Source organism: Streptomyces panacea (assembly GCF_040560175.1).
GTDB classification, from domain to species: domain Bacteria; phylum Actinomycetota; class Actinomycetes; order Streptomycetales; family Streptomycetaceae; genus Streptomyces; species Streptomyces panacea.
Genome location: NZ_JARJHW010000009.1, coordinates 69702 through 79523, shown reverse-complemented (window position 1 = coordinate 79523; position 9822 = coordinate 69702). Strand labels below are relative to the sequence as shown.

Annotated in this window: 10 protein-coding genes; 2 read left to right on the top strand and 8 right to left on the bottom strand. The window is 71.2% G+C overall.

Annotated features, from left to right (window positions below; genetic code table 11):
• Positions 1-1860 (top strand): ABC transporter ATP-binding protein (locus P3L51_RS04430; protein WP_435594368.1); only part of this gene is annotated, 1860 nt, incomplete at its 5' end.
• Positions 1861-1967: 107 nt separating this feature from the next.
• Here P3L51_RS04430 and P3L51_RS04425 read toward each other — a convergent pair.
• Complete coding sequence (locus tag P3L51_RS04425) at positions 1968-2738, bottom strand: SGNH/GDSL hydrolase family protein (protein ID WP_354603705.1); 771 nt, start codon at positions 2736-2738, stop codon at positions 1968-1970.
• Positions 2739-2934: 196 nt separating this feature from the next.
• On the opposite strand from P3L51_RS04425, the gene P3L51_RS04420 reads away from it, so the two are divergent.
• A complete protein-coding gene (locus P3L51_RS04420) occupies positions 2935-3294 on the top strand; it encodes a DUF779 domain-containing protein (RefSeq protein WP_354603704.1) in 360 nt (119 codons plus the stop codon).
• Positions 3295-3328: 34 nt separating this feature from the next.
• Here P3L51_RS04420 and P3L51_RS04415 read toward each other — a convergent pair whose 3' ends face one another.
• From P3L51_RS04415 to P3L51_RS04385, 7 genes are all read right to left on the bottom strand, one after another.
• Positions 3329-3523, bottom strand: coding sequence for a hypothetical protein (locus P3L51_RS04415; RefSeq protein WP_354603703.1), 195 nt, complete (start codon positions 3521-3523; stop codon positions 3329-3331).
• Positions 3524-3653: 130 nt separating this feature from the next.
• Positions 3654-4511, bottom strand: coding sequence for a phosphatidylinositol-specific phospholipase C/glycerophosphodiester phosphodiesterase family protein (locus P3L51_RS04410; RefSeq protein ID WP_354603702.1), 858 nt, complete (start codon positions 4509-4511; stop codon positions 3654-3656).
• A 110-nt stretch (positions 4512-4621) separates the two neighbouring features.
• Positions 4622-5284 (bottom strand): ABC transporter ATP-binding protein, encoded by a 663-nt coding sequence (locus P3L51_RS04405; protein WP_354603701.1) that lies wholly within the window; start codon positions 5282-5284, stop codon positions 4622-4624.
• Positions 5277-6272, bottom strand: coding sequence for an ABC transporter ATP-binding protein (locus P3L51_RS04400; protein WP_354603700.1), 996 nt, complete (start codon positions 6270-6272; stop codon positions 5277-5279). The genes P3L51_RS04405 and P3L51_RS04400 overlap by 8 nt, the downstream gene beginning before the upstream one ends.
• The gene (locus P3L51_RS04395) at positions 6269-7168 is read right to left on the bottom strand and encodes an ABC transporter permease (protein WP_354603699.1); all 900 of its coding nucleotides are present in this window, start codon (positions 7166-7168) and stop codon (positions 6269-6271) included. Before P3L51_RS04395 ends, P3L51_RS04400 begins: the two co-directional genes overlap by 4 nt.
• Positions 7161-8126, bottom strand: a complete 966-nt coding sequence (locus P3L51_RS04390; protein WP_354603698.1) for an ABC transporter permease — start codon at positions 8124-8126, stop codon at positions 7161-7163. The genes P3L51_RS04395 and P3L51_RS04390 overlap by 8 nt, the downstream gene beginning before the upstream one ends.
• A gap of 23 nt (positions 8127-8149) precedes the next feature.
• Entirely contained in the window at positions 8150-9748 is a 1599-nt protein-coding gene (locus P3L51_RS04385; RefSeq protein ID WP_354603697.1) for an ABC transporter substrate-binding protein, read from the bottom strand.
• Between the last annotated feature and the right edge of the window lie 74 nt (positions 9749-9822).

Sequence of the window (9822 nt, the reverse complement as noted above, 5' to 3'; positions counted from 1 at the left end):
GCCGCTGACGCCAAGGCAAATGACGACACGTCAGTCACGTCGAGTACGGCTCCGCTGCGCGTCCTGCTCGGTTACGCCAGGCCGCACCGCCTCGTCCTGGGCGCCACACTGCTGCTCCTCCTGGCCGCGAGCGGGGCGGGCCTCGTGCAACCGCTGGTGGCGCAGCACGTACTGGACGGACTCGGCGACGGCACCGGGGTCATGGGGCCCGTACTGCTCCTGGCCACCCTGGTCGTCCTGGGGGCAGTGCTCACCGGACTCCAGTCCTGGTGGCAGCAGCGCACCTCGGAGCGGGTGGTGCGGCAGATCCGCCGGGATCTGGTGTTCCGGCTGATCCGGCTGCGGGTGCCCGAGCTCGACCGCCGCGCGCCGGGCGATCTCATCTCCCGCGTCACCTCCGACAGCACCCTCGTGCAGAACGCCGCGACCGAGGGCCTGGTGATGGTCGCCAACGGCGTGCTCAGCATCCTGGGGGCCGTGGTCCTGATGGGCCTGGTGCATCCGGGACTGCTCGGGGTGACCATGGCGGTGCTGCTCGGCGTCACGCTGGTGATGGTGCTCATCCTGCCGCGGATCCGTGAGGCGGTCGCCCGCTCGCAGGAGTCGATCGGCGCCGTCGGCGCGGCGCTCGACCGGGCGCTGGGCGCGGCCAGGACCGTGAAGGCCAACGGCGCGGAGGGCCGGGAGACGGCGTTCGCGGGACAGGCCGTCGACGGCGCGTACCGGGCGGGTCTGGTCGGCGCGCGGTACGTGGCGATGGTGAAGGTGCTGTCCGGCGTCTCCATCCAGGCGGCGTTCCTCGCCGTGCTCGGGGTGGGTGGCGCGCTGGTCGCCTCGGGGAGTCTGGAGGCGTCGGCGCTGATCGCGTTCCTGCTGTACGTGTTCTACCTGGCGAGCCCCATCGGCTCGCTGGTCGCGGGGCTGGGGATGCTCCAGCAGGGGCTCGGCGCCGTGGGGCGTATCGAGCAGGTCGGGCGGATGCCGATCGAGGACGACGTCGACGGGGACGGCACCGAGGCGAACGGCGTTGCGCGCGGGGGCCGTTGGGACGGGACGGACGCGCCGCCGGTCGAGTTCCGGGACGTCCACTTCTCCTACCCGGACCGGTCCCCCGCGCTGCGCGGCATCTCCTTCACGGTGCGCGGCGGCACCCAGAGCGCGCTGGTGGGTCTGTCGGGTGCGGGAAAGACCACGATGTTCGCGCTGCTCCAGCGGTTCTACGAGCCGGCGGCCGGCCGGATCCTGATCGGTGGCGTGGACATCGCCACCCTGCCCCGTGCCGAGGTACGCCGCCGGATCGCCTATGTCGAGCAGGAGTCCCCCGTCATGGCGGGGACGATCGAGGAGAATCTCACGTACGCGGCCTCGGACGTGTCGGACGAGGAGGTCGCGGAGGTGCTGCGGCTGACGCGGCTCGACTCGCTGATCGAGCGGCTTCCCGACGGGCTGCGGACGGAGGTCGGCAGCCGGGGGGTCGCACTCTCGGGCGGTGAGCGGCAGCGGCTCGCCATCGCGCGCGCTCTGCTGCGCGGTCCCGAGGTGCTGCTGCTCGACGAGGCGACGGCGCAGCTCGACGCGAACAACGAGCGGGCGCTGCGCGAGGCGGTCGAGCAGGCGGCGCGGCGCTGCACGGTGCTGCTGATCGCGCACCGGCTCTCCACGGTGACGGGCGCGGATCAGATCGTGGTGCTCGAACACGGTCGGGTACGTGGCACGGGAACCCACCGGGAGCTGGTCGAGGCGGATGTGCTGTACCGCGAACTGGCCGCGTCCCAGATGCTGGTGGGTGACGACACGGAGGTCTCCGCGATCACCGGTGTCGGTGGACCGGCCGGGGAGCCGGTGCCGGTGAATCGGTGAGAAGGACGTGAGGGCATTCCGCGATCGAGCGGAATGCCCTCACCAGTTCTCAGTTCTTCTCAGTTGTTCCGAGCTGTTCTCGGCCGTTCCGGATCAATGCGATCCGGTCAGCCGGTAATGGAGTTCAGGGCTGCCAGATATCCGTCCCTGTGGCCTTCCACATTCGGGTGGTAGGACTCGTTGATCTTGTCCCACTCCAGGCTCGTCACCCATTCCGAACCACCCGAGCAGAGGGTGTGCGGGTCGAATGCGGGACGCGGGTCGAGGAAGGTGAATCCGGCCTCGGCCGCGCGGCTCGCCATAATGTCGTTCAGCACGTCGGCCGCTGAATTCATGGCCGAACGCTCGGCGTCGCTGAGACCGAAGATCCCGCAGGAACCGCCGATCTTGTAGAGCCGCGGGTAGCCCACGACGACGACCTTGGCCGACGGGGCGGCGGCCCGCACCGCGCCGTAGGTCTGCGCGAGCGCGGGAGACAGCGCGCCGGTGGCGGCCTGCTTCGCGAGCTCGACTCCGGCGATGCAGTCCGCGTCGTCGATCGTCAGGATGCAGTTCGTCAGGACATCGACGAAACCGACGTCGTTGCCTCCGACCTGCACCGTTACCAGGGTGGTGTCGGCGGTCAGCTGCGGTATCTGGGTGCTGGCCACATCGGCCGTGGTCGCGCCGGAGCACGAGGCCTCGACGAAACCGGTGGACGGGTGCTGGGCGGCCCAGAGCCGGGGGTAGGTCAGCGGACCTCGCCGGCACGGGTCGTCGGGGTTGTCGTAGGTACGCGTACCGGGGGCGACCGCGTAGGAGTCGCCGATGGCCACGTACTTACCGGCCGCCTTCGGTGCCGCGGTCGCTGTGGGGGCTACGGTTGCGGCTACGACCATTGCCAGAAGTGCGGCGATGAGTGGTCTTTTCGAACGCACGAATACTTCTCCGATGAGTGGGGTCATGGACTCTATATAAATAGCACCACTTGATGCCGCGCGGTATACCCGGTCATAAATTATCTGACGGCAATTCAGGAGGCTCCCCCGCGGGCACGCAACCTTCATGCAACGTTGGGTGCGGTTCACTGGCGGGATGAGTGAAGAGGAGAGAGCGCGCGTGGAGGTGACTCCGGCCGCCGCCGACCTGATACGGCAACTGCGGGCGGACCACGGGCCGCTGATGTTCCACCAGTCGGGCGGCTGCTGCGACGGCAGCGCGCCCATGTGCTACCCGGACGGCGAGTTCCGCACGGGGAACTCGGACGTGCTCCTGGAGTCCCTGGAGGTCGAGGGCGTCACGGAGCCGGTGCCGTTCTGGATGTCGGTGAGCCAGTACGAGGCCTGGCGGCACACCCGGCTGATCGTCGACGTTGTGGAGGGGCGCGGCAGCGGTTTCTCGCTGGAGGCGCCGGAAGGGGTGCGGTTCCTGATCCGCTCCCGGCTGGTCGGCTGAGCCGCCGCCGGGGCCGCCGCACCCCCGTTCCGGACTACGGCTGGAGGCTGCTCACCACGTTCGCGGTGGAGTTGATCCCGTCCTGGATGGTCGGCGCCATGCTCGTGCCCGCGAGGAAGAACCCGAGCAGCATGCAGCAGATGGCGTGTCCCAGCTTGAGTCCGCCGTTGCGCAAGAAGATCACGGTGAGTACCACCAGTAGCAGCACCAGTGAGATCGAAATGGCCATCGCCAACCTCCTCCGCCGCGCCGGAATTGCGGCATTCGGCCGTCAGTCTGGCGGAGCGGAGGGGCCGTTCGGGCAACTGGCGTGTAGGCCGTACGGGTTGACTACCGGTTACTTTCCGTCGTCTGCCCGGCTACCGGTCGTTCTTGGCGAGGAAGCTCTCCAGGCCGGCCAGGTCGTCCGTGTTGACGTGGTCGACCCCGGCGTCGAGCAATTCGGACCACACGGCGTCGCGGGCGGGCCCCGCCAGGTCGGGGGTCGCCCAGAATCGGACGCGCTGGCCCCGCCGGTGGGCGGTGCGGACGATGCGGTGCAGTTCGGCGCGCTCGGCGGCGGGGAACGCGCCGACGCCCAGCCAGGTGAACCTCGTTGTCCAGTTGCTGCTGATGAGCGGCACGAACGAGGCCGGCGCCGCGCTGCCGAGGTCGTCGAGCCGCCCGTCGTAGAAGGCGTGGCGGACCCGCTGTGCCTCAATCGGGACACGGGCGGCGCGGTCGCCGGAGATGACCGGGGTGACGGCGCCGTACCGTACCGCGCCGTGGGAGTAGGTGCTCAGCATGGAGCGGTAGGCGCGCAGTTGGCGGTGCAGCTCCAGATAGGCGGCGGCGCCGTCCGCCTTGATGTCGACGAGCAGCTGTACCGGCCGGTGGTGGCCCCGGTACACGGCACCGCCGTTGGCCCTGACCCGGTCGCGCAGCGGGTCGAGGTAGAGCGAGCGGAGCGTACGCGTGGGGTCGAGCGTCTCGGGTTCGTGGGCGACCAGCAACTCGCCGCCGACCAGGAAGACATCGGCCTCGACACTGGTGAAGCGGTGCGACAGGGCGTCGTGAAGGGGCCGCTCGTGCAGATAGTCGTTGTGCGCGTGGGCGCGGCGCAGCGGCTCGGGGCCGCCGCCCCGCTCGGTCGCCTGCGCGTACGAGGGTACGGCGACCGCTCCGGCGAGCGCGGCGGCGAAGGTGGTCACCGCTCTGCGTCGGGTGGTGAGGGCCATGATGCCTCCGAGGTCGGTGGGGCGAACGGCTAGGGCGTGCCGAGTATCCGCTCCCAGCCGGCCCGAGCGGCAGGGTCTTACGAAGAGTTCGACCAGCCGACGGCTGCGATTCAGACAGCCTCGGCGATCTCCGGCCAGCGGACCGTACGGTCGCACCAGCGCTCCAGCAGGACCCGGTCGTGGCCGACGGCCAGCAGCCCGGCGCCCTGGGCGCGCCGGTACTCCTCGACCACCGTGACCAGCGCGGCGGTGGTCGACGCGTCGAGCATCGCGGTCATCTCGTCGCAGACCAGCCAGCGCGGTCGCAGCACCAACGCGCGTGCGAGGCAGGCGCGTTGGAGCTGACCGTCGCTGACCTCGTGCGGTCTGCGGCCGAGCAGTTCGCCGGTGAGCCCCACCGTGCGCGCCAACTCGCCCACCCGGTCGGTCACTTCGTCCCGGCGGCCGTTGGCGCGCAGTGGCTCGGCGATCAGATCGCTCAGCCGGAGCCGGGGGTCGGCCGACAGCCGCGGCTGCTGGAAGACGACCCCGATCGCGGTGCGTTGGGCCTTCGGGGCTCGGTGACGCCAGCCGGTGACGCGTCGGCCGTCGAGGGTCACGGTGCCGGCGTCGGGCCGGTGCAGCAGGGCGGCGACCCGGGCGAGGGTCGACTTGCCGCAGCCGCTGGGGCCGAGGAGCCCCACGGACTCGCCGGGGGCGACGGTGATGGACGCGTCCTTGACGACGGGGGCGCCGCGTTCGTATCCGGCGGTGATGCCGAGGAGTTCAAGCATCGACGCGCTCCTCGGCGTGGTGGCAGGCGACGGACGAGCCGGGCCCCGGTGTCAGGGCGGGCAGGGTGGCGCAGAGATCGGTGGCCCGTGGGCAGCGGGCGGCGAAGGCGCAGCCGGCGGGGAGGTCGCCGAGTTCGGGCGGCATGCCGGGGATGGCGGTGAACTCCCGGTCGGGAAGGGCGTCGAGCAGGCCGCGCGCGTAGGGGTGGCGCGGCCCGTGGCCGCCGAAGAAGCGCTCCGCCGGGCCGATCTCGACGATCCGGCCCGCGTACATGACGGCGACGCGGTCGGCGATCCGCTCGGCCGCCGCCAGGTCATGGGTGATCATCAGCAGGGCGCGGCCGTCGTCGGTGTGCCGGCGCAGTTCGTCGGCCGTGCGGTCCACCAGTTCGCGGTCGAGCCCGGTGGTCGGCTCGTCGGCCAGCAGCAGCGGGGCGTCGCCGATCAGCGCGAGGGCGGTCGCGGCGCGCTGTGCGAGGCCGCCGGAGAGTTCGTGCGGGTAGCGGTCGAGGTGGTCGGCGGGGTAGGCCGCGCGTTCGGCGGCGGCCTCGGCGGCCTTGGTGGCCGCCGGCCCCCGGGCGCCCGTCAACTCGCGCACCACCTCGACGAGTTGGGACCGTACGGTACGCACGGGGGTGAGGTGCGCGGCGGGGCTCTGCGGTACGAGGCCGATGCGCCGGCCCCGTACGGTGCGGGCCAGGGTCCGTTCGTCGGCGGCGAGCAGGTCCACGGGGTCGGCGCCATGAAGCAGGGCGGAGCCGGTGGTCTGCGCGTTGCCCGGCAGCAGGCCGAGCAGTGCCGACGCGAGGACGGATTTGCCGCAGCCGCTCTCGCCGACGAGCGCGAGGCACTCCCCCACGGCGAGGTCGAAGGTGGCGTCGGTGACGGCGGCGATGTGCCGCCCGCCGCGCATCCGGAAGCGGACGCCGAGACCGCGCACCGACAGCGCGGGCGGGGCGGCCGGCGAAGACTCGGGTGTGGGGGTCACAGCATCAGCTCCGATCGGCGGCGCGGATTGATCCGTTCCCGCCACACACCGGCGAGCCCGGCGATGGCGAGGGTCGGGACGATCAGGAACAGCCCGGGGAAGAGCGTCGGCCACCAGTCGCCGGCGAGCAGCGAACCGCGCGCCGTCTGCACGAGATTGCCGAGACTCGCCTGGTGGCTGGGCAGCCCGAGGCCGAGGAAGGAGAGCGCCGACTCGTGCCACATGGCGTGCGGCACCATCAGTACGGCGGCGAGCCCCGCCTGCGGCAGTACCCCCGGCAGCAGATGGCGCACCGTGATGCGCCACCGCGAGGAGCCGCCGGAGACCGCGGCGTCCACGTACGGCCGCGCGCGCAGCGACAGGACCTCGGAGCGGACGATCCGGGCGGTGGAGAGCCAGTGGGTCAGTGCGACCGAGACGATCACCGGCCAGACGCCGGGCCGGAACATCGCGACGATGAAGATGCCGAGGAGCAGGTGCGGCACCGACGAGAAGGTGTCGACGAGACGCATGACGACGCGGTCGGTCCAGCCGCCGAAGGCCGCGGCGGCGGCGCCCACGGCGGTGCCGACGACGGTGGCCGCGAGGGCGGCGACCAGTCCGACGAGGAGTGAGACGCGCAGCCCGTACACACAGCGCAGGAGCAGATCGCGGCCCACCTCGTCGGTCCCGAACGGGTGTGCCAGGGACGGCGGTTGGAGTTTGAGCGCGAGGTCGACGGCCTGCTCGTCGAGCTGGACGACCGGCGGTACGACCAGGACGGCCAGCGCCACGACGGCGACGATGACGGCCGAGGTGACGGCACGGAGCGATCGCGTCGAGCGGCGGCCGCGTCCGCGCGAGCGCCACCGCGCGCCGCTCTCCGCGGGAACGCTGTGCGCGGTGGTGTCAGCCATCGAAGCCCACCCTCGGGTCGGCGAGTCCGTACAGCAGGTCGGAGAGCAGGTTGCCGATGAGCACGGCCGCCGTGGCGAGCACGGTGAGCGCCGCCAGCAGCGGGAAGTCCACGGACGTCGCCGCCTCGACGGTGGCCGCCGCGATACCGGGCCAGCTGAAGACCGTCTCAATGAGGAGCGCGCCGGTGATGAGTTCGGGGACGCGCGAGCCGATGAGGGTGAGCATCGGCAGCATCCCGGAGCGCCAGGCGTGTCCGAGCAGGACGGTGCGCTCGCTCAGCCCCCGGGCGCGCGCGCCGCGTACGGGGTCCTCCTCCAGCGCGTCGGCGACCCCTTGCCGTACGTAGAGGTAGAACCACGGCATCTGCGAGACACCGAGCACGGCCGCCGGCAGCACCAGGTGCGAGGCAACCTGCCCGAAGGTGACGACGTCGCTCCCCGAGTCGGTGAGACCGCCGGCCGGCAGGACACCGAGCCGCAGGGCGAAGAACCAGATCGCGAGCAGCCCCAGCCAGAACGCGGGTGCGGCTTCCAGGGTGTACGCGGCCGAGGTGACGCAGCGGTCGAGCCAGCCGCCGGGGCGGCGGGCGGCGGCCACCCCGAGCGCGGTGCCGAGCAGGATCGCGAGGACGAAGGCGGTGGTGGCCAGGAGCACGGACCAGCCGAGGCGTTCGGTGACCACGTCGGCGACCGGCCGGCGCATGACGGCGGAGTCGCCGAGATCGCCGGTGACGGCCGATGTCAGCCACTGCCACCAGCGTGCGACGAGCGGCTGGTCGACGCCGAGGTTGGCGCGCAGTTGGTCGAGGGTCTCCTGGGAGGCGCTGAGGCCGGCGGTGCCGGCGTACGCCTTGACGGGGTCGAACGGTGAGGCGGCGGCGACGGCGAAGACGCCGAAGGTGACGACCAGCAGGACGGGCGCGGCGAACAGCAGCCGCCGCGCCGTCATGCGGGCCATCGCCCCCCACGGGAGGCGGCGGTTCACGGTGTACGGGCCCACTTCTCGACGTTCCACCAGGGGCCCGAGGCGAGTCCGTGGTCGTGCGGTTCGACCTGGGTGGTGAGGGTGCCCCAGGTGTCGTTCACGACGTACACATGGTCGATGTGGGTGAGGAAGGTGTACCCGGGGTCCTTCGCCAGTTCGCGCTGGACGGTGTCGTACGCGGCCTTGCGGGCGGGCTTGCGCCCGCTCTCGCGCCCGGTGTCGAGGGCTTTGTCCACGGCCGGGTTGTCGTACCAGGCCATGTTGTTGAAGCCGTCCCCGGCGAGGCCGGAGTTGAGGAGGCCGAACTGGTCGAAGTCCGGGTCGCCCGGGGCTCCGCCGCCCGCCAGGACGGCGTCGGTCCTCATCCGCGGCTCGATGACCTCCCACGTACCGGCCTGGGTCCTGATGTCGATCCCGGCCTTCTTGGCGTCGGAGGCGTAGGCGAGGGCGTGGTCCTGGCGGAGTTTGTCACCGGTCAGGTACCAGAGCGGGAAGGTGGCGCGTACGCCGTCCTTCGTACGGACGCCGTCCCGGCCGGCCTGCCAGCCCGCCTCGTCGAGGATCTTCTTCGCCCGCGCGAGGTCGTGCGGGCGCTCGGTGCCCTTGGTGAACCACTCGCTGTCGGTGGGCACCGGGCCGTAGGCGGCCCTGCCCGCGCCGTCGAGGATCTTGTCGACCATGGTGTCGCGGTCGACGGCGACGTCGAGCGCGCGGCGGACGGCGGTGTCGCCCGCGACCTTGTTGTGGGTGGGGAGGGTGACGGTGCGGTAGTCGTACGTCGTGGCGGCGTAGGTCCGTCTGCCCTTGTCGTTCTCGAAGCCCTTGGCCAGGTTGGGCGGCAGGATCGCGCCGTCGAGGTCACCGGCGCGCAGCCGGGTGGCGCGTACGTCGTCGTCCTTGATGATCGCCATGGTGAACTTCTTGACCGTGGCCTCGCCGCCCCAGTAGTCCGGGTTGGCCTTGAAGCTGATCTTCTCGCCCTTGGACCAGTTGGTCAGGAGGTACGGCCCGGTGCCGACCGGTTTGCTGGTGAACGGCCCGGAGTTGACGTCCTGTCTGCCCGCCACGTGCTCCGGCGCGATGGGGAGCACGGTGCGCTGGGCGAAGGGCGCGTACGGGTACTTCAGGGTGAAGACGACGGTGCTCTCGCCCTTGGCCGTGACGTCCTTGATGGCGGCCAGCTCGGTCCTGGAGGGGTTGTTGGTCTTCGCGTCCAGGATGGTGCGGTAGGTGAAGACGACGTCCGCCGCGCTGAAGGGCTTGCCGTCGCTGAACTTCACGTCGTCGCGCAGTTGGTAGGTGTAGGTCATGCCGTCGGGGGCGACCTCGGGGAGCGCGGAGGCGAGGGCGGGCTTCAGATTCATCTCGCCGTCGACCGCGAGAAGCCCGTCGAAGAGTTTGGAGTTGCCGTCCTTGCCGTAGCCGAGCAGCGGGCTGAGGCTGTCCGGCTCGTAGGCGATCCCGACGACGGCGGACTCCTGGTCCCCACCGCCGTCGCCGGAGCCGCTGTCCGGGTTCGAGCAGGCCACGACGGTGAGGGCCAGCGAACCGGCCAGCGTCGCCGCGGCCATGCCACGTATCGAACGGGCGGTCATGGATTCCACACCCCTACTGAAGATCAAACGTTATTGCGAACGACTCGCAATTAAACAGTATGTAAAGGGGTGCT